We start from the raw sequence: 21,575 nt of genomic DNA, 5'->3' as shown, positions 1-21,575 counted from the left end.
GATTATACTTTTACAACTTGAACCTTGTCTTTACCTAGTAAAATCAAGTATTTCTCAATATTTTCAATCGAATAGGCTCGAGATAAAGCCTCTCCGTATAAGGCTAACTGATCACGATAACGGTCTATGAGTTGACTTGGTTCATCATAGCGGTCTGTCTTATAGTCGAACAGAACAATTTTGTCTTCGTAAAGTAGATAGCCATCAAGGATACCACGGACAACAAAGTCTTCCTGACTCTTTTGGTCTCGTTTGAGCATGGAGAAAGGTTGCTCGCGATAAAGATGGTCGGCATTAGCAAGAATTTCCTGACCGAGTGCTGTGTCAAAGAATGCAAGAATTTTAGCAAGATTTATCTTATCTCTGACACCTGGGCTGGTTTGAACTTGTTTGAGAGTTTCTGTCAGGCTAGCAAGCGTTGGTCGCTGACTGAGGTCCATTCTCTGCATCAGTTCGTGGGTGGCACTACCAATTTCAGCTCCAGTTACTTTTTCTTTGGTTGAAAAATCTGGCAAATCAAAGCTGATTTTCTTGTCTACTGACTGGCCTTGACTTGCAATCTCAACGCCTTCCATATTCATAACAGGTTCGTAGAATTTCTTGATTTGACTTGGGGTTTGAACACTAGGAAGTTCAATGGCTGCACGGTGAAGAGTATTATAAACTTCCACTTCTTTCAGCATTTCAAGAGCTTCTTTAATGATTTCAGACTGGCGATTGTCTGCTTGGGAGCTATCTTGGAGAGGACTTTTGTTTTCCAACTGACCGATAGCTTCTCTAGTCAGCTGATCTTCACCAACAAAACGATAGCTAAAGCTGAGATTATCCTTAGTAAACACTTTACTGATAGCCCAAAGCCAATCTTGGAAATTCCTTGCTTGCAGTCTAGTAGAGCTATTTAGTTTTCCATTTTTAGCTGCTGGGTATTCCTTGGCTTCCAGCTTTTCACGAGAACCCTTGCCGACAAGATAGAGCTTTTTCTCAGCCCGCGTCATGGCAACATACAGTAGACGCATCTGCTCTGAGTAGCTTGCCAGCTGTAATTCCTCTTCGTTCTGCCTATAGGTCAGACTAGGAATGGAGAGTTTTATGGTTTTAGGATAGTGATCTTCCACTGCTCCTGTATCCATCTTGGCAATATACTTGACACCAAGACCATTCTGACGGCTGAGAATGACTTCTGACATAGAGTCTTGCTTGTTGAAATCTTGATCCATATTGAGGATAAGAACGTAAGGAAACTCTAGCCCTTTACTCTTGTGGATGGTCATGAGTTCTACTGCATCTTTTGGCGGTGCAAGGGCCACGCTTGCCAAATCGTGCTGGGCTTCTAAAACTTGGTTAATCATACCAATAAAACGCGACAAACCCTTGAAATTGCTCTTTTCAAATTGATCAGCACGCAGTGCTAGGGCATAAAGATTGGCCTGTCTAGCAGGACCATTTGGCAAAGCCCCAACATAATCATAATAAAAACGGTCGTTATAAATCTTCCAAATCAAGTCATAGAGGGAGTGTGTTTTGGCATACAGGCGCCAAGAAGCCAAGATATCCATGAATTGCTTTAGTTTCTCAGCTAGAGCTGAGTGAATCAAGCCTTTTTGGCTACTTACCTGTTTTTGAGCGTTGACCAGTTTCTCAAAGAGATTTTCTTGGACTTTGTCCTCTTCTTTCTGAAGGGACAAACGTGCTAACTCGTCCTCATCAAATCCAAACATTGGAGACTTCATAAGGGCAACCAAGGCATAGTCTTGCAGGGGATTGTGAATGACACGAAGGGTATCTAGCATGACTTGTACTTCTAGAGATTGGAGATAATTGTTTTGCTCTCCGTCAGTTTTGACTGGAATCCCGTACTCAGACAAGGCGAGGAGAATCTGGTCATTTCGACTGCGACTGGAGGTCAGAAGGGCGATTTCTTTAAAGGCAACACCTTTTTCTTGATGAAGTTTCAGAATCTCCTTGATAACTAAGCGCATTTCACCAGTCAGTTTAGTGTCAACTTGGCTCTCTTCTTCCTCATTTGTGTCATCCTTATCGTAGAGGAGAAATTCTGCCTTGTTGTCTGGATTGGGAGTCAGTTTGGTATTGGCAAAAACAAGCTGGTGCATGTTATCATAGTTGATTTCGCCGACCTCTTGGTCCATAAGTCGTGCAAAAACATCATTGGTTGCTGATAGCACTTCTGAACTACTACGGAAATTTTCCTTGAGGAGAATCAGCTTGCCTTCGTGTAGATTTTGCGCATAGCATTGGAATTTCTCATTGAAAATCTGCGGGTCTGCCTGACGGAAACGATAGATGGATTGCTTGATATCTCCCACCATAAAGCGATTGTGGCCATTAGACAGCAATTCCAGCATCCGTTCTTGAATGTGATTGGTATCCTGATACTCATCGACCATGACTTCATGGAAGCGCTCCTGATAAGCCTCACGGACTTGAGGGAATTTCTCTAAAATCTCAATTGTGTAATGGCTGATATCAGCGAATTCAAAGGCATTTTCCTGTCGTTTTCTCTGACGATAAGCTTCCACAAAATCGCTCATGAAAGATTGGAAGGTTTTAGCTAGTTCCCATGTGTCTTCATGATAACGTTCTTGATAGTCGAGAATGGTTATCTGGTCTGACAGTTGTCCTAGTTTAGCAAACTGGACCTTTCTTTCTTCGTTGTAGGCATCCGCCAGGGGCTTCAAATCAGCCTTACGACTGGCATTCGTCAGAGCCCGACCGTTTTTTTCTTTCGAAATGGCGACAACACGCGCAAGCACTGCCTGATAAGCCTGACTATCGGATTCCTGATTTAGGGAGCCAATTTCATCTAAAATCAACTGAACATTCTCTAGATAAGCGGCCTTTGGAAACTCCTTGGCATCATTATCCAGATGATAACGGAAAAAGCTTTCCAAATCCCAAATGGCTTGTTTGATCTGCTCAGTCAGTTTTTCTGTTTCACTGCTAAAATCAGCTTTTTCAAAGCCTTTGAGGAAAGATTCACTAAGCCACTTTTGAGGATTACTGGTGGATTGGAGAAAGTCATAAATTTTATAGACTTGCTGGCGCAGACCACGTTCATCTTTTCCACGTCCAGCAAAATTTTTCAGCAAATGGCTAAACTTCTTTTTCTGTTTACCTTGGTAATGGGCTTCAAAGACCTCATGGAAGACTTCGTTTTTTAGAAGGAGTTGCTCACTTTGGTTTTGTAAAATACGGAAATTAGGTGCAATATCAAGCAGATAGCCATGTTTACCAAGGAATTTTTGTGTAAAAGAGTCCATGGTACCAATAGCCGCGTTGGGTAGGTCTGCCAACTGGCGACCCAAGTGTTGTTTGAGGTCAACGTCATCGCTTTCTTGGATTTGCTGGCTGATTTTTTTCTCCAAACGTTCCTTAAGCTCTGTGGCAGCCTTGACGGTAAAGGTCGAGATGAAGAGTTGACTGATTTCCACACCACGCGCCAATTGATCTAGAATGCGCTCTGCCATGACAAAAGTCTTCCCAGAACCAGCCGATGCTGAAACCAGGATATTCTGACCAGAAGTGTAGATAGCTTCGATTTGCTCGGCAGTTTTCTTTTGTTCCTTGCTCGAATTTGCTTCTGCTTCTTGCAAGTTTTGAATTTCCTCCTCAGTTAAAAAGGGAATAGGCTTCATCGATTCAACTCCTCTCTTATTTTTTCAAACCAAGCTTGCTTGAGTTTTTCTCCGACCAGACGTTTACCATCAGCTAAATCCAATTTTTCTAGGAAACGGGCTTGGCCCAAGTGGTAATTTGCTTCAAATCCTGTGATGGCTTGATGTTGCTGAACATATGGGGCAATACTTCTGCCGTTTTCTGTGTATGGATTGATAGAGAACTGGCCTGCTAAAATCTTCTCTGCTGCTTTCTTGTAAAGATGGGCATTGTAGTCCAGTAGGAGCTGAAATTCCTCATCCGTCAGCTGATTGGCCTTGTTTTTATTGTAAAATTCACCCAAATGACTGCTTTCTTTTTCTAAAAAGAGGCCTTGGTATTTCATAGACTTGCTGGCTTCTACTACTGCACCTGCCAGATTTTTAACTGCTAATAAGGATTGGACAGGTTCAGCCATTTCCAAGTACATGGCACCGAAAAAGTTCTGCTCCCCTTCTTTTTTTAGGGCAGCTAAGTAAGTTGGTAACTGGGAATTGAGTCCATTAAAGAAATGAGGAAACTGGAACTGAGTTAGACTAGACTTGTAGTCTACTACTCCTATCGCCCCATCAGCTTTCAAGCGGTCAATGCGGTCAACCTTACCTCGTACAAAGACACTGCGTCCATTGTCTAATTGAATCAAGGCTTGCTCTTTCCCACCGAAATTTGCCTCTTCTTTGATGGTTTCAATAGCTGGATTGTGTCGGAGAATATGTCCAGTCGTCCGTGCAACATCAAGCAAAACTTCCTTGGTAAACTGGGCTTCCAAACTTTCTTGATATATAGCTTCAAATTCCCGTTCCTGACTGGTTTCGTGGATAGCTTGTTCCAAACGTTGGTCAAAGGAATCTTCGTCAGGCAACTGCAAGGCACGTTCAAATATACGGTGCAAGAAATTTCCGTGACTACGAGCATCCGGACGTAGGCGTAATTCTTCTTGCAAGCCTAAAACGTAGCGGAGGAAATAACTGTATTCATTGCGATAAAACTCCGTCAAACCAGAGGTAGACAGGTAAAACTCCTGTTCTGCAGGATAGAGAGCTTGTAAGGTGTCCTTGGCTAAGGGCTTACTGCTTGGACTGGTTGGGATGGCAGGATTTTCCAGACCTTGCTGTTCTAGTTTTTTACCCATAACACGCGCCAGAACCTTGACAAAGGTCAAATCTTGCTCAGTATCACTCGTCTCGCCCTGCTGGTGATAGGCAACCAGACTGGACAAAAGACTGTGATAGGACCCCATATCCTCCTTAGACAGCCCTTTGTGATTCATCCTCTTCTCTTTCCGCCTAAATCCAAAATGGACCAGCTCTTGAAGATAGGCAGATTCCTTGCTTTCACTTTCGTTAAAAAGGCTTGGAGCTGACAAGACCAACTGCTTACGAGCAGAATTGACCAAGGAAAGCATAGTATAGCGATTTTTCTTGAGATTTTCACTGCTGGCAATCAGCAATTGCGCTCCATCTGCTGTCGCTTGGTTTAAGCTTTGTCTTTCTTCATCTGTCAAAAGGCTGGTATTCTGCGCGATTTTTGGTAAATTGTCCTGTGTTAGCCCAATGGCGTAGACAAAGTCAGCAGTCAGTGGTGCAATCAAATCGTAACTCTGCACCAGAACGGTGTCCACTGTCGCTGGAATGGTACGGTATTGAGATAGGCTCATTCCAGAATGTAGCAAGGCTAGAAAGTCCTCTAGATTAACTTGCGAACCAGCAAAAACAGTCGCAAATTGTTCTAAAACATGACAGAAAGCCTTCCAAACTTCGACTTGTCTTTCCTGTTCTACAGCTTCCATAGTGGCTGTCAAATCTTGGAGTTGATTAGTCACAGCTCCTTCTTTTAGAAAGACATTCCACTTTTTCAAGAGATTTTCAGCCTTTTGTTTTCGGTTAGCAAAGAGGGTTTCAAGAGGTGTTAAAATACGCAGACGAAGAGCATTTAAACGTTCCAGATTAAATTTTCCATGGTGGGATTTGGTAAAGGTTTGCTGAAAGGCTGGCAAGCCATTGATACCAAGATAGCGGATATATTGCTCAAAAGCATCAATATCAGCCTGACTAAGGTCGGTATACAAACCTGTTCTAAGAAGGTTTATCAAATCCTCCTGACGGAAACGATAGCGTTTTAAAGCTAAAATAGACTCGACAAACTGTGTCAAGGGATGGTGAGCCATGGATTCGCTTCTACCAAGATAGAAAGGAATCTGATACTGGTCAAAAATGGTTTTCAGCGATAACTGGTAAGAAGCTACATCGCCCAAGAGAATACGAAAATGCTTGTAGCTCAGGTCTGAGTTCTCATGCAATTTCTGACGAATGCTACGCGCTACCAACTCCAACTCCTCCTTTTGTGTCAAACAAGACCAGATTTGTAAGTTTTCACGATCATTTTCATCGACATCCAATGTTAATTCTGAAAAGTCATAAGAAGACTCCAGCAAACGAGAGGCCTTGTCAAAGCAATCCATCTTCTCATGAGTTTGAGAATAATCCTGAGCAGGCGTTTGGTATTTAGCAGCTAAATGATGGAGAAACTCCACACTGGCTTGATAAAGATTGCCTTCAGCGAATGGACTGGTATAAGCTTTCTTACTAGCATAAGCCCCAATAACAATCTCAACACCCTTGCCGTGAAGTAAGTCTACAATCCGATCTTCCTCAGCAGAAAAACGGGTAAATCCATCAATAACCAAGGCGATTTGAGTAAAATCACTACTAACTTTGTCATTCTCAATAGCCTCAATCAAATGGGACAACTGACTTCCCTGAGCCAACTGCCCCTGATTGAGATAAGCAGTTACTTTCTCAAAAATCAAGACTAAATCGGCCCTCTTGTCCTCATCCGTCAAACTCTCCAAGTCCAAAAAACTCATCTGAGCCTTGGTCATTTCGTGATACAATTCAATCAACTGCTGGATGAATTGAGTATCCTGCTTAATCGCACCATAAACACGTAAGTCTTTGGGATCAAGTTCGGCGAGGCATTTGTAAAAGGCCATCCCAAGACCAATGTCATCTAGACTGGTCTTGACAGGTAGGCCATTCAAAATCAGGTAACGAGCCATCTGCGCAAAGCGCGTGACGGTAATCGCAAAAGAAGCCTGCTGGGACAAGTATTCCAGCACGGCGCGTTCTTTTTCAAAAGAAAGAGAGTTGGGGGCGATGTAGAAGACTCGCTTGCCAGCAGCAACTAGCTCCTCCGCCTCTCTGGTTAGAATTTCTGTCAAAGAAGTACGAATATCAGTATAAAGTAATTTCATCTCTGCCTCGTTGGAATTTTTCATTACCTTTTATTATACCATGATTGGCCAGCCAAGTCTGAAAATAATCAGTTCTTGCTCACCTGTTGAAAAGAAAATGCCGGAAAGTTCCGACATTGTTTTAGTAAGCTAACTTCCTGAAAATAGGAGTAACCACACATTCCAGAAAGAAGTGATATTGATGAGAATATGAACTAGTATTGGATAGTAGAGATTTTTAGTCATGCGATACAATAGAGCCAAAATAAGCCCTCCACTAGCATAAATGAAAAAAGCAAGAGGAGTTAAAGCAAAATTGATATGAATATAACCGAAAATAATAGCAGAAAGCAAGACATCTCCGTACCAAGGCGAGTTTTTGAAAAAGGTTGTCATAAGCACACCGCGATAAATCAATTCCTCAGCAATAGGGCCGATGAAGCAAGCTATGAGCAAGAAATAGGGTAATTCCTGTCTCCCCATCATTTCTATCGTTTCATTCAAAGAAATTTGATTTGAAGACGAGGGTATGAAATAAGACAAGAGGAAGTCCGACATATACGAAATGATGTAGCCCAGTAAAAGGTAGATAAAGTACCTCAGCTGCCACTTGAAATGAAAAGTTTTCTTTCCTGCAAAAACTAGTAGATAGATGACCGCTAATAAAAGAACTCCACTCTCCATCAAAAGTAGAATCTGAAAAAACTCACGACTTGCTGGTAGATAAGGCTTTACGAGATGATTGAAAAGCCCCCAAAACCAAGTTGATTTGTAAAAAATTAAGGACAATGCTAGTAAAATCTGAATAATCCGTTTTTTCATATTAAATCCTCTGTTTTCCTTGGCTAGATTATTGAATATAATGGTTTACTTAACTGCATAACAAGTTTAGTATAGAATATCTTTTCAAAATATACTCTTCAAATCATAAATTGTCATCAAAACATCCTAAACTGTAAAATCAATTAGCCTCTACCCTTTTACCATCATCTTCTCTAACAAAGGAAGACCTATGGTTAAGTTACTAACCTTGGATGTAGATTGATTTCTCCTAAATGAATCCAAAGCCACCAAAAAATCAGGTGGTTTATTTAGCCTGAACCTTACGGAGCGAGACAAATAAAAGCCAGTATTGCTACTGACTCTTACATCATTTTAATTTAACAAGATAAAATTATGCTTCTGATTTCGTCATAACTGACTCACTACCTTTTTAACAAAGCAAGTAATTTTTCTGCTTCTGCCATGATACCATTATTATCCATGGTTTGGAGACTCAGATTATTTCGTAAACCAGCTAGGCTCTCTGTCACATTGTTTTTCAATCTAGCATCCGTTACTTTATCAAGTAAAGCTTCTACTTCTTTGAGTTTGGCTTCTACTTTTTCAGTCTCTACTTGAGGGACTTCAGCTTCGTCTGTTGTATCGTTAGCTACTCCCTCTGTCTCGTCTTCATCAGTGCTTGGTTTATAAAGATTATCTACTGAAGGGTTTAAACCTGCATGATTCTCTTTTTCATCAGATTCAGGGCGAGTTGGCTCACTTACTTTATCATGTTCCTTATCTTCATCAGGTTTACTGTCTTGGTCTGCCTTATTTTTACGAACATGGTCACTGGCATTTCCCCAACCATTATCTGAATGAGGGCGTTCATTTGGATGTTCAACATAATATTTTACAGTCGCAAAGAGATCCTCTAAACTATAGCCTTTAGGCGCCTCATAAAGTCCTTCGTCAAACCAAGAAAATTTAATGTTATGGTAATGATCATAATGAGGTATAATCAAGCTACCGTTTTTAACTTCAACAGTATGTTGGAGATTGTAAGGCATGTGATCAAGTGGAACTTTCTTAGCTGCCTTCACTTTATTATAGATTGCTTCTACTCCTTTAACCTCAGTATTTCCTGACCCCTGATTATCTGTTGAAGGAGGCGTCAAACCTTTCTCTTTAGCATAAGCCTGAGCTGCTGCTCTTTCAGCTTCAGACAAACTTTCTTTCTTGATCCAATGACTATGAGTCATATGCGGAGTTACATAGGCATCGCCTTCATCGCTAGTTATATCACGAGGATCAAAGATATAGCCATCTTCTGTTGTATACTTACCTGCTAATTTCGCTAATTTAATTTCATCGTCCGTATAAGCAATTTGAGCATTTGATTTGCCAAGTCGCTCTGGATGGGTAATTGGTGCTAGGAAGGTAAGAATATCATCAACTAACTTGACCTTATCACTTGAGACATCATTAAGACGTTCCAATAGTTTATCCAAAGCGTCAAAATCAGCTTGGCGCCCCTTATTAGAAATCAAATCTTTATGAATTCTTGCTAGTAAATCATAAACCTTGTTGTAAAATTCTTGCTCACTAGAAGGGATGGTACTTTTCTTAGCTCCTAACTCATGAGACAAACTTTCTTGTTTGGAAAGTTTATTATCAATGGCTATAACAGTTTCTGCTGAAAGCTCCTTAGTAGAAATATAACGCGAGGTTCCATTCTCTTCAAAGACATAACCATCAGCTACCTTTCGAACAGCCTGTTTCACCAATTTTCCATCAAATGGATTGCTTGGAGATGGTTGAGGATTTGGGGTAGGTTGCGGACTTGGTACTGGGGTAAGCTCTGGAGCAGGGATTAGATTTGGTCTTGATGGTAACCAATGACTTGAACTATAATGAAGTGGAATCATTCTTGCAATCTTCTGCTCTAGATCAGACATTTGTGAATAAGGAATAAAGTGATAATGATCTCCGTGTGGCACTGCAACACCGTTAGCTGTACGTTTGATGATTTGTGCCGGATCAAAGACTAAGCCATCCGATTCTACATGTCGTTCTGATAAAGGTTTGGCATACAATTCACTTAAAAGTGTTGAAATGTCTTCCCCATGATTTTGATGATATGTTGGGGTGACAGTCAGGTTTGGAGTCTCTGTCAAACTTGGTTGGGCTGGTTTAGCATTATCACTACTTGGTTTACTTGAACTTGTAGCAGAATGTGAGCCCTGCTTCCCATTCCAATAGGCTTGGGCAGCAGCCAATTCTCCTGCTGACAAATCACTCTTAGGAATATAGTGGAAATGATTGCCATGCGGCACAACAAAAGCGTCACCTGTATCTTCAATCACATCTGTCGGACTAAAGACATACCCATCATCCGTTGTATAGGCACCTCCAGTTCCTCGATTTGGTGCCTGCGTATTGAGATTAAAGTTTGGTTTAATGGTTGAACTTGGTGTTGAACTTGTTTTCTCAGGACTGCTTGGTTTCGTATTATCAGCATGACTTTGAATTGGCTGACCTCCAATTGGTAGATTTCGAGCCAATTTTTCTTCCAAAGCAGACATTTGTGAATAAGGAATGAAATGGAAATGATCCCCGTGAGGCACTGCTACACCATTGGCTGTACGTTTTGTAATCTGTGCTGGGTCAAATACTAATCCATCAGACTCCACATGACGTTGGCTAAGTGGCAAAGCGTACAATTCTTGAAGGAGACTAGCTAAATCCTCACTTTGACTTTCAGAATCTGTTGCAGGATTTTGAGGTGTCTCAGATTGACTCGTTCTCACACTAGATCTTGTTTCAGCTCTGCTTGAACGATATTCAACCGTACTTAATTGACCACCTTTTCCAGATAAGAAGGCTTGGGCAGCAGCTAGTTCACTAGCAGACAAGTCACTCTTAGGAATATAATGGAAGTGATTGCCATGAGGAACAATATAGGCATCACCCGTATCCTCAATGATATCAGAGGCATTAAAGATATAACCATCATCCGTTGTATAGCGTCCTTGAGCTCTGGCAGCAACTACCGCCTGATCGTTAGAACCGCCTCCATGATTATGACTATGTTCCTGCTTCTGACGTTTAATCTCTTCTTTTGTCCGAATATTGTCCGCGTGGGCAGCATCCTTAAGGTAAACATAGTATTTCCCGTCTACCTTAATCACATAACCACCCTTGATTTCATTGACAATGTCTGCATCCTTCAACTGATAATTCGGATCTTTCATCAGCAATTCTTCACTGATGATGGCATCATAAGGAACCTTACCATTATAGTAATGATAATGGTCTCCATGAGAGGTCACATAACCTTGATCCGTAATCTTGATAACAATTTGTTCGGCGTTGATTCCCTCTCTCTTACTGACTTCATCTGGTGTCAAATTTTCTGCCTTTTGACCAGCCTGGTCACCATCTATATAAGCAACTCGATTAGAATCTTTCTTAACTTGACCAGCTTGGTACCGTCCAAGTTCATAGGAACAAACACTTAGGGCAAGAACTGCCACTGAACCCGCTACATATTTTTTATTGATTTTCATTCTTATCTCACTTTAATTCTTCTGCTAGAACACTCATATTTTCTTCAAGATTTTCTAAATAGGTCTTGTCATTTTGTGGGTCTGCCTCTAAAGGATTCAGAGTTTTAAGACCCACACCTGTTGATTTGACAAGAGTTTCAGCTACTTTCGAAGAAGCATTACTTTCTGTAAAAATCGTCTTAACCTTATAGGTTTTTACAAATTCCTGAATTTCTGTAAGTTGTCGTGGACTTGGTTCTTGTTCAGGAGAGATACCTGCAATACCAAGTTGATTAAGTCCAAATCTCTTCGCTAGATAAGAAAAGGCTGTATGTTGTGTTACAAATGTTTTCTGAGTCGCTTTTTCAAATTTAGGCTGGAATTTCTTAGTTAGTTCTTGAGCTTTTTTGATAAAGGCTTGCGCATTTTTCTGGTAAGTTTCTTTATGCTCACTATCCACCTCTGAAAGTTTATCAGCGATAATCTGAGCTTCTTCGCCAGCTTTTTCAGGATCGAGCCAAGTATGAGGATCATAGAGCGTTTTTTCATCAACTCCATCCCCTGCTTCCACATCTTCTAGCCCTGGGACGCGGTCTAAAGTCATTCCCTCTGAAGCCTCTAAAACCTTCACTTTAGATTTTTTTAGATTTGGATCCAGACTTCCTGCCCAAGATTCTAGCGTATGAGAATGGTAAACAAAGACATCTGCATCATAGATAGCCGCGATGTCATTTGCTGAAGGTTCAAAGGAGTGAATCCCACTACTTGACTGAATCATTCGAACATCATTCAAGTCACCAGATACTTCCTTAACCATAGCGTAGATAGGATAGAAACTGGTCACAATTTTCATCCCTTTCCCTGTCTGGCTTTCTTTTTGACCACAAGCACCTAAACACAAAAGAAAGACACTTAACAATACTAAAAATAAACTTTGTTTTTTCATGGATAACCCCTTAACTATTTAATTAACTGGTAAACATTCTACTCCTAAAAATTTAATCTGTCAAGCTATTTTAAGAAAAAAATTGAAATTTCTTTCACATATAAAAATCTGCTGAGTTTCAATAACTCAACAGATTCTCACTTTATATACTCAATGAAAATCAAAGAGCAAATTAGGAAGCTAACCGCAGGCTGCTCAAAGCACGACTTTGAGGTTGCAGATAGAACTGACGAAGTCAGCTCAAAACATGTTTTTGAGGTTGTAGATGAAACTGACGAAGTCAGTAACCATACATACGGCAAGGCGAAGCTGACGTGGTTTGAAGAGATTTTCGAAGAGTATTATTCTTCTATGGTAGAATGCTTATAACCATAAGTGAAGTAAATGATACTTCCTATCAACAAAGCAACTAGGAAAGCAATCCAAGTTTCCATATTATACTGTAACATAAAGGATAAACAAATGATGATTGATAAAATCGGTAATAAGGGTACCAATGGTGTTTTAAATTCGCCCGCTTTGGGCATTCCTTTTTCTTTCCGTAAGCGAATCAAGCCGTAAGCAAGCATAATCAAGTAGGCCAAGGTACAAATATTTAAGAAGGCTGCGATACTAGCAAGAGGGAACATTCCTGCTGCTACTGCTGAAGCTAGACCGGTCAAGATAGTAGCATTCTTTGGTACCTTGCTAGTCTTCGTTAGTTCTTTAAAGGCGGCAGGTATCAATCCGTCACGCGCTAAACTGTAAATCATACGCGATAGGGCATAGGTCATCGAAATACAAACTGTAATCAAGGTCAAGATAGCCACCAATGACACATAGTTTGCTGCCCAACTAATCCCAACACTACGAAGGGCAAAGGCAACGGCATCGTCGACATTTAGATGACTATAGTGAACCACACCAGTCAAGACAAGCGTCACCAAGGCATAAAGAATGGTTACGATAGAAAGCGATAAAACAATCCCTCTAGGAATATTTTTTTGAGGAGTCTTGACCTCATCTACAGCCATAGAGATGGATTCGAAGCCTAAAAATCCGAAGAACATCAAGGACGCACCAGCCATAATACCAGTACTAGCTCCATAGATTTGTCCAAACCCATAAGGAGCAAAATTGCTCCAATTATCAAGTTTGATATGCCAAATTCCTACCAAAACAAAGAGGGCTAAAGCGGAAAATTTCAAAATAACTAGGATCGAATTAAAGCGTAAGGCTGCCTTAGCATTAAGTAAAACAAGCGAGGTCACCAAGACCAAGACAAGAATAGGCAATAAATCAATAAATGTTCCTGCCTGAGGATTAAAGGTACCATTTAAAGCCTGAGGAAGGGCTATCCCGTATTGAAAGAGCAAGCCTTTAAAATAAGCTGCCCAACCCGAAGCCACACCAGATATGGCTGTCATGAATTCCATCATGGTTAACCAGCCAGCCAACCAAGCTGGAAATTCTCCTAAAATAGCATAGAGATAACTGTAGGCACCACCTGTAGCAGGTACTCGCGAAGCAAATTCTGCAAAAAAGAGGGCTGATAATCCCACACACAAGGCAGAAATCACGATTGAAATCACTAGCGCTGGACCAGCAAGTGTTGCAGCTGCAGTACCTGTAATTGTAAAGACGCCTGTCCCTACCATGGCTCCGATACCCAGCAAAATCAAATCCCATAACTTCAAATGTCTGTGCATCTCCGTTTTATCCAAACTTACATTCTTTGTTCTAAATATATTCATATTTGACTCCAAAATAAAATGATGATTCTATTTTACCATAAATATAGGAGATTTGTGAATATTTATAAAACATTTTTCTGAAAAAAATCTGACTACCTTTTTGTAACGGCTTAAGAACCAAAACTCTTGAAGAAGTTGGCAATGGCTTGCCAGAGGGAGCTTAGGAAATTGCCGCCGTCCTCTAGCGCCTTATCAGCATCAAAGTTAAGGTTGATATTTTTAAAACTGTCGCCAGCTTGTGAAACAATACTTTGTTTAAGGTCATTTAGGGTTTTAGTGAAGTCTGCATTGCTGAGTATATCACTCTTTGAGAGATTCAAAGCAAAATTGATGATGATATTGATTTGGTTTCCTGTTATAACCTGATCAAGTTGGTAATTTTTCAAGGTATCTTCAACAATTTTACGGACATCTTCTTCTGTAAGATTTCCCTTGCTTTCTTTAGCTTTGGCTAGTCCTGACTTAATATCGGCTAGGGCAACGTTTAATTTATTAGCATCATAGCCTGACTTGTCCTTGTTTTCAGCATTGATATCTGACAAAGCCTTCAACTCTTCTTGAGCCAAGTCTTTATTGGCTTGTGGCACCTTGGCTCCATTAGCTTCTAGCGAATAATAGATCCCTGCTAAAGCACTCTCACCTGTAACGGGAATAGGTGCTGCTACAGTGATTTTGGCGTGTTCCACACCCAAAGTTACGGCTGCATTTCGGTACATATCCTGAGTCACCTTAGTGATGTTTTCTGGTGTTTCAATCTTGACCTCAAGTGGCGACTTGTCACCTAGTTTTTGAATCTTGGCTGATGAATACAACTGTAAACTAGAGTCATTGGCCACATTCATGATTTTAGAATAGACATCAGGTGTCATAGTCTTGAGTTCTTTGGTATCTGTTGAGGCATTGTAGCCCAGTTTTTTAAGGGTTTGATTTTTTTGGTCTTCAGATAGGGATGAACCTAGGACATATTCAGGTTGGACATAGGTTTCATCGATGACTTTTTGAACATCTGTTGCTGCATGGACACTATTCATAGCTGTTACTGCCCACAAGACCGCAGCACTGGTCAGAAAGAGTTTCTTTCTCATAGGGAATTCCCTCCTTTACCTTTCTAGAGTAATATATCTATCTTAAAGAAAACTTATAACAAAAACACCTGGGCTAGCCAGATGTCGAAAAGAGAGTGAAACATTTGATGATGTAAAGGTTGAGTTGCACCTGTCTAGAATAATAATAGTTTCCTCCATTTACATAGAGTTCGGATCCATGAAAAATGGAAATGGGGTGAATATAACTATAAGTCTTTCCAGTGGTATTACCAAGCAAGGGAGCAACAGTCTCACGAGAGTACTGTTTGGCTAGAGCCAAGGTATTTTCCTTGCCATTTTGGGCAATAAAATCGATATAGGCAGGTCCAAAATTATAGGCTTGAACAGCCGTCCAGACATCTACCCCCTTCTTCTGGGCCAGATAAAGATTGTCTGTCAGTGTTTGAATGCCTTGCCGAATGCTAGAGGCATTATCATTGATGGTGTTAGTAGAACCACTTGCAGACTCACTAGACTGCATAACATCGCCTTCTTTTCCTTTTGTTTCAGTATAAATCATAGCGAGCACAAGCTCTTCGTTTGCTGGGGTGTCTTTTTCACTCAAGATTTCTCGCACCATGGGTTGATAGGTCATGACTTGCTTGACATCTTGGTGAACACGGTAAGCTTTATATCCAGCAAAAAGGAAGACTGCTAGTACAAGCACTCTTCGAATTCGTTTAAACATTATTTACTTTGGATATCCTCGATATTTTTGATTAAGATAGAGTAGGTTCCATTGTCATTTTGAATAAACTCAACAGACTCGGCGTCTTGATAGACGTTATTGGGAACGATGAGCTCAATTCCATTTGACAAGGAGAGTTTTTGGTTTTCAAATTTTTTAAGCTGGCGACTGGCATCAATTTCATCAAATTGAACAGGTTCTGGGACAGCTTCCTTGACTTGATCAATAAAGCTCAAACGAGCCGTCAGATTATTGTCAAAAAGGTCGTTGGCCAATTTTTCAGGTGACAATTCATTGCTTTCTTCTAGGTTGTTGAAAATCGCTGATTTGACCTTGGATTGAAATTGAAAATCATCTGTGTTAAAAGTCTCAGCAATTCTATGGGCCGTTTTTTCCAGTTCTTTGATAGATTTCTTAGGAGAAATCTTAGGGGCTACGGCAAGGAGATTTTCTGAAAAATAGTTCAAGAAAGTTCCATTGTACTTGATTCGTTTTTCAATCAGATGGTACTTGCGGCTCTGAAGATTGACCACCAAGGCCTCGTCAGCACCCGTTCCAAATCCAGGCAGGTTATTCTGAGTCAGCTTGATTGGATTATCAACTTCTCCACCGAGGTGAGTCAAGGTCTCCCGCAGGGCAATTCGTAAGAAAGCAAAATGTTCTACACCTTCTTTAGAAAATTGCACAAAAATCAAGTCATTGGTCTTGAGATTTTCTGAAATGCCGAACTCCTCTTTCCAGAGATTAGCCAGCGTTACTGATGTCTCCAACAAATCGTCTGTGATGTGATTGAAGAAGGGATTTTCTTCTTCGAAAATCCCAGTCTTAGCTTCATCTGAATATACACGTTCAATTTTTTTACGCAGATATTCTTCGATTTTTGGAGTAATATTGAGAAATTTATCCGCTAGGAACAGCTCGGTGTCATCCGGACTGAACTGATGGATAATGGCTTTCTTAATATAAATGTCCATAAAAGTTTTAGTCCTCGTATAATGGGAAGGCATCTGTCAATGCTTTGACATCGCTTCTCACTTCTTCTAAGACAGCTTCATTTTCTGCATTCTTAAGGGTTTTAATGATAAGTTCAGCCACTTTGCGACTTTCTTCTTCACCAAATCCACGTGCAGTAATGGCTGCTGCTCCGATACGAATACCACTTGTCTTGAATGGTGACAAGCTTTCGTAAGGGATTGAGTTTTTATTTAGGGTAATATTGACTTCATCCAGCAAGTTTTGAGCAACTTTTCCGTTTTCTACAACTTTAGTCACATCCACTAGGAAGAGATGGTTTTCAGTCCCTCCAGAAATGATACGAAAATCAGGGTCTTGCAAGAAGACATCTGCCATAGCCTTGCTGTTCTTGATAACATTGGCAGCATATTCCTTGAAAGCTGGATCCAAAACTTCTTTGAAGGAAACAGCCTTCGCAGCCACAACATGTTCCAAAGGACCTCCCTGAATACCAGGGAAAATAGCTGAATTGATTTTCTTAGCAAGTTCTTCGTCATTGGTCAAAATCAAACCACCACGTGGTCCACGAAGGGTTTTATGAGTCGTTGTTGTAGTGATATGGGCGTATGGTACTGGGCTTGGGTGAAGACCAGCCGCAATCAAACCAGCGATATGGGCCATATCCACCATGAGCTTAGCACCAACAGCATCAGCAATTTCACGGAATTTTGAAAAGTCGATAATTTGAGAATAGGCTGAAGCACCTGCTACAATCAGTTTTGGTTTTACTTCTTGGGCTTGTTTCAAAATAGCATCAAAGTCCAAGAGTTCGGTCTCAGGATCCACACTATAAGAAACAAAGTTGTAGGTTTGACCAGAGAAGCTGACAGGAGCTCCGTGAGTCAAGTGTCCACCAGCTGCTAAATCCATTCCCATAACCGTATCGCCAGGCTCAATCAAAGCCATATAGGCAGCACAGTTGGCTTGGCTTCCTGAGTGGGGTTGGACATTGGCAAATTTGGCACCAAAAATTTCTTTTGCACGTTCAATAGCTAGAGTTTCTACCACGTCTACCACATCAGTTCCACCATAATAACGACGTCCTGGGTATCCTTCGGCGTATTTATTGGTCAAGATAGACCCTTGAGCTGCCATTACAGCCTTAGAAACTACGTTTTCCGAAGCAATCAACTCGATATTGTTTTGTTGGCGTTCCTCTTCTTTGGCAATAGCATTCCATAGATCAGCATCGTATGCTTTAAAATCATCTTTGTCAAAAATCATAGGTCTTCTCCTTTATAGTGTGACTGGTCCTTTAGTTTGTTTTACAACAAGAAAATAAACTAAAAGATGCGAATAAACCGTTTCTGCACTTTATCACAAGTATAACCAACTTTTTCATAAAATGCATGAGCACCCAGACGATGATCGGCAGAGTTTAAGCGGATAAACCCATAACCACGTCTTTTTGCTTCTTGATCCAACCCTTGCAGTAAGCTTTTACCAATACCTTGACCTTGCTCTTGAGGTGAAACTGCTAAGGCTAAGATATTAAATCCTGCTTTAGAATAAAGTGATTCATAGACCTCAGCGTGGACATATCCAAGCAAGGAATGACTAGCTTTATCCTCATAGCCAAGTAGGAAATGATGGGAATCCTGAGATAGTCTAGCTAGTTGGCTAGCCGTTTCCTCTGGACTAAAAGAATAACCCAACGCCTCTTGGTTGATGTCACATATAGCTTTCACATCGGTTTCTTGTAAATCTCTTAGCATTTCATGCCTCCTCAAAAGAAATCTCTGGCAACTGAGCAAGAATATCCTCTCGCTTAATGGCCCCTTGGCGTAAGATTTTCACCTTGTCTCCAGACAAATCCAAAATAGTTGAATCCTGTCCAGTTAGAAAAGCATCGTCTTCTAGCCCCAAAGCCTCTTGGTCAAAATCCTCTAGAATTTGAGCAAAGGTCACTCCACTAGCCCGACCTGAGATATTAGCAGACGGTCCAATCAGAGGACCTGTCTCTCGAATCAAATCAAGGGTAATGGGATGACTAGGCATCCGAAATCCCACCGTTGCAAGGCCAGAATTGACCCAATAGGGAACTCGGTCATTGGCTTCGAGTATAATGGTCAAGGGACCTGGTAAAAAGGTCTCTACAAGTTTTTGTAGATAAGTTGGCTGATTCTTAGAAAAGTGCAAGATGTCCTCTAGAGAGGCGATATTGAGGTTAAGAGCCTTGTCTCTTGGACGACGTTTGAGTTGGTAAACATGGTCAACTGCTTTTTCGTCTAGAGCCTTGGCAAAGAGACCGTAAACCGTCTCTGTAGGCAGAACAACAGCTCCACCATTTTCCAACTCTTGTCTAATCCTGTCCATCATCAACTACAACCATCCTATCTTGACCAAACTGATCCTTGAGCGTTCGTACTCGTTTTTCATGAAGGTATTTCCTAAAAAGTTCAGGAACACTTTGACCTTGCTTGTATCCAATTTCAAGGTAAATCTTACCACCATCTTTGAGATAGTCTCTTGCATCTTCCGCAATTCTACGATAAATAGCTAGGCCATCCTCGTCTGCAAAGAGGGCTAGGTGAGGCTCTGAATGCAAAACATTCAAGCCTACCTCTGACTCATCTTCACGAGAGATATAGGGTGGATTGGATACAATTATATCATATTTTTCAGAAATTTCTGCAAAACAATCAGATTTTTTAAAAAATATATTAAGTTTTTGATTTTTAGCATTCTCGGATGCAAGGTTAAGAGCCTCTTGGGAAATATCTGCTGCTGTCACTGACCAATCTGGTCTATTTTTTGCTAGAGCGAGAGCAATAGCTCCACTACCTGTTCCAATATCTAGGACCTTAAGATTTTCTTCAGGATTTTCAGCCAGGATAAGCTCCACCAACTCTTCTGTTTCTGGACGAGGAATCAAAACCCGTTCATCAACTTTTAACCGTATTTCAAAGAAATCTGCATGACCGATGATGTACTGGGCCGGTTTATGAGCTGCTAACTGTTGGAAAATTCCTTTTACAAATACTTCTTCCTCTTTTGTTACTTCTTGCTGTAGGGCAAAAACGAAATCTGTAAAAGAGAGATTTTTCAGGCTACGATAGACAAAAGAGAGGCTTTCAGCTTCCTCTCCTTGTCTTATCAACTCTTCTTCAAAATCTGAAAATAATTGAGCTAATTTCATTATTTGTTTAATTCTTCTAATTTTTGTGTTTGGTCATAAAGAACCAAGGCATCCACAACTTCATCCAATTTACCAGACAAAATGGTATCTAGTTTTTGGAGGGTTAAACCGATACGGTGGTCTGTGACACGGTTTTGTGGGAAGTTATAAGTACGAATCCGTTCTGAACGGTCACCAGTACCAATCGTTGACTTACGCTCAGCGTCTTGTTCGTCTTGTGCAATCTGAGCAAAGTGGTCAGCCACACGTGCACGTATGATTTTCATAGCCTTCTCACGGTTTTTCTGCTGAGTACGTTCTTCCTGCATCTCAACCTTGATATTGGTTGGCAAGTGAACGATACGAACGGCTGTCGCAACCTTATTGACGTTCTGTCCACCAGCACCTGATGCGTGGTAGATATCAACACGAAGGTCTTTTGGATCAATATCGTATTCTACTTCTTCGACTTCAGGCATGACAAGAACTGTGGCAGTTGATGTATGGACACGACCTTGGCTTTCTGTCACAGGAACACGTTGCACACGGTGGGCACCTGACTCATACTTAAGTTTAGAGTAAACAGACTGACCTGAAACCATAGCAACGACTTCTTTGAAACCACCGACACCGTTCATAGAAGCTTCCATGACTTCAAAGCGCCAGCCTTGGGCTTCTGCATACTTTTGGTACATAGTTAGAAGGTCTCCGGCGAAAAGTGCCGCTTCGTCACCACCAGCCGCTCCACGGATTTCAAGGATGATGTTCTTGTCATCGTTTGGATCTTTCGGAAGGAGCAAGATTTTTAGTTTTTCTTCGTATTCTTCTTTTTCAGCCTTGGCATCTTTGAGCTCTTGCTTGGCCATTTCTTCCAAGTCAGCATCTCCACCTGATTCCTTAATCATCTCTTCAGCATCGACGATATTTTGGAGGACTTGCTTATACTCACGGTAGGCTGTTACTGTGTCACGAGTAGAAGCCTCCTCTTTTGAAAGCTCCATGAAACGCTTGGTGTCCGAAACCACATCTGGGTCACTCAGCAATTCTCCTAATTCTTCATAACGGTCTTCTACAGCTTGTAGTTGATCATAGATGTTCATTTTTCTTCATTCTCCTTATTGATTTCAGGGGCAAAATAATGTTTACGGCAAACTGAGATATAGGTTTCATTACCACCAATCTGGATCTGTTCTCCATCATAAACAGGCAATCCATCCTGTGTACGCAAGACCATAGTCGCCTTTTTCTTACAAAACTGGCAAATGGTCTTAATCTCATCAATCTTGTCTGCTAAAAGCAAGAGATATTTGGAACCTTCGAACAATTCATTACGAAAGTCATTTTTCAAACCAAAAGCCATGACAGGTATGTCTAGCTCATCGACAACACGAGCTAGGTCGTAAACATGGTGACGCTTGAGAAACTGAGCCTCATCGACCAACACACAGTAAGGTTTTTCTGATAGGTCTCGGATATAGCCGAAGATATCAGTTGTTTCCTCAATCGCAATTGCTGGGCGTTTCATACCAATCCGACTAGATACATAGCCCACACCGTCACGCGTATCTAGAGCCGAGGTCATAATCACAACACCTTTTCCCTGCTCCTCGTAGTTATAGGCCACCTTGAGAATCTCAATGGTCTTACCAGAGTTCATGGTCCCATAACGATAATACAACTGTGCCATGTTTCTTGCTTCACGTCCATTTCTAAATTTTTGCTACATTCTAGTATATCATAATTTTCTTAAGCTTTAAACGGCAAAATGTGGTAAAAT

The 21,575-nt window shown here is 41.0% G+C and carries 15 protein-coding genes; all 15 read right to left on the bottom strand.

Annotation, left to right across the window (positions count from 1 at the left end):
• Positions 1 to 2 precede the first annotated feature (2 nt).
• On the bottom strand, positions 3 to 3,653 hold the full coding sequence (gene addA / locus ACAM22_RS04310; RefSeq protein WP_369606986.1) for a helicase-exonuclease AddAB subunit AddA: 3,651 nt from the start codon (positions 3,651 to 3,653) through the stop codon (positions 3 to 5).
• The gene (gene rexB / locus ACAM22_RS04305) at positions 3,650 to 6,925 is read right to left on the bottom strand and encodes an ATP-dependent nuclease subunit B (RefSeq protein ID WP_369606985.1); all 3,276 of its coding nucleotides are present in this window, start codon (positions 6,923 to 6,925) and stop codon (positions 3,650 to 3,652) included. The genes addA and rexB overlap by 4 nt, the downstream gene beginning before the upstream one ends.
• Positions 6,926 to 7,054: 129 nt before the next feature.
• On the bottom strand, positions 7,055 to 7,726 hold the full coding sequence (locus tag ACAM22_RS04300; RefSeq protein ID WP_261091071.1) for a CPBP family intramembrane metalloprotease: 672 nt from the start codon (positions 7,724 to 7,726) through the stop codon (positions 7,055 to 7,057).
• Between the two features lie 383 nt (positions 7,727 to 8,109).
• Positions 8,110 to 11,235: a pneumococcal-type histidine triad protein gene (locus tag ACAM22_RS04295; RefSeq protein ID WP_261052538.1), complete on the bottom strand. Its 3,126-nt coding sequence runs from the start codon at positions 11,233 to 11,235 to the stop codon at positions 8,110 to 8,112.
• 7 nt (positions 11,236 to 11,242) lie between these two features.
• Positions 11,243 to 12,160: a zinc-binding lipoprotein AdcAII gene (gene adcAII / locus ACAM22_RS04290; protein WP_000744916.1), complete on the bottom strand. Its 918-nt coding sequence runs from the start codon at positions 12,158 to 12,160 to the stop codon at positions 11,243 to 11,245.
• Positions 12,161 to 12,501: 341 nt separating this feature from the next.
• Positions 12,502 to 13,893, bottom strand: a complete 1,392-nt coding sequence (locus ACAM22_RS04285; protein ID WP_369606984.1) for an APC family permease — start codon at positions 13,891 to 13,893, stop codon at positions 12,502 to 12,504.
• A 110-nt stretch (positions 13,894 to 14,003) separates the two neighbouring features.
• The gene (locus tag ACAM22_RS04280) at positions 14,004 to 14,978 is read right to left on the bottom strand and encodes a DUF1002 domain-containing protein (RefSeq protein ID WP_261052551.1); all 975 of its coding nucleotides are present in this window, start codon (positions 14,976 to 14,978) and stop codon (positions 14,004 to 14,006) included.
• A 73-nt stretch (positions 14,979 to 15,051) separates the two neighbouring features.
• Positions 15,052 to 15,666 carry a cell wall hydrolase Pmp23 gene (gene pmp23, locus ACAM22_RS04275; RefSeq protein ID WP_261052560.1) on the bottom strand — a complete coding sequence of 205 codons (615 nt, stop codon included), beginning with the start codon at positions 15,664 to 15,666 and terminating at the stop codon, positions 15,052 to 15,054.
• A complete protein-coding gene (locus ACAM22_RS04270; RefSeq protein WP_369606983.1) occupies positions 15,666 to 16,640 on the bottom strand; it encodes a nucleoid-associated protein in 975 nt (324 codons plus the stop codon). The genes pmp23 and ACAM22_RS04270 overlap by 1 nt, the downstream gene beginning before the upstream one ends.
• A gap of 7 nt (positions 16,641 to 16,647) precedes the next feature.
• The gene (glyA, locus tag ACAM22_RS04265) at positions 16,648 to 17,904 is read right to left on the bottom strand and encodes a serine hydroxymethyltransferase (RefSeq protein WP_369606982.1); all 1,257 of its coding nucleotides are present in this window, start codon (positions 17,902 to 17,904) and stop codon (positions 16,648 to 16,650) included.
• 59 nt (positions 17,905 to 17,963) lie between these two features.
• Positions 17,964 to 18,395 (bottom strand): GNAT family N-acetyltransferase, encoded by a 432-nt coding sequence (locus ACAM22_RS04260; protein ID WP_369606981.1) that lies wholly within the window; start codon positions 18,393 to 18,395, stop codon positions 17,964 to 17,966.
• 1 nt (position 18,396) lies between these two features.
• Positions 18,397 to 18,999: an L-threonylcarbamoyladenylate synthase gene (locus ACAM22_RS04255; protein ID WP_369606980.1), complete on the bottom strand. Its 603-nt coding sequence runs from the start codon at positions 18,997 to 18,999 to the stop codon at positions 18,397 to 18,399.
• Positions 18,983 to 19,819, bottom strand: coding sequence for a peptide chain release factor N(5)-glutamine methyltransferase (gene prmC / locus ACAM22_RS04250; protein WP_369606979.1), 837 nt, complete (start codon positions 19,817 to 19,819; stop codon positions 18,983 to 18,985). Before prmC ends, ACAM22_RS04255 begins: the two co-directional genes overlap by 17 nt.
• Positions 19,819 to 20,898: a peptide chain release factor 1 gene (gene prfA, locus ACAM22_RS04245; RefSeq protein ID WP_001028815.1), complete on the bottom strand. Its 1,080-nt coding sequence runs from the start codon at positions 20,896 to 20,898 to the stop codon at positions 19,819 to 19,821. Before prfA ends, prmC begins: the two co-directional genes overlap by 1 nt.
• Entirely contained in the window at positions 20,895 to 21,485 is a 591-nt protein-coding gene (locus ACAM22_RS04240) for a thymidine kinase (protein ID WP_369606978.1), read from the bottom strand. Before ACAM22_RS04240 ends, prfA begins: the two co-directional genes overlap by 4 nt.
• Between the last annotated feature and the right edge of the window lie 90 nt (positions 21,486 to 21,575).

This window comes from Streptococcus sp. SN-1, assembly GCF_041154385.1.
GTDB lineage: Bacteria > Bacillota > Bacilli > Lactobacillales > Streptococcaceae > Streptococcus > Streptococcus mitis_CT.
Note: the sequence above shows the minus strand (reverse complement) of the source record. Positions and strands in the feature narration are given on the sequence as shown.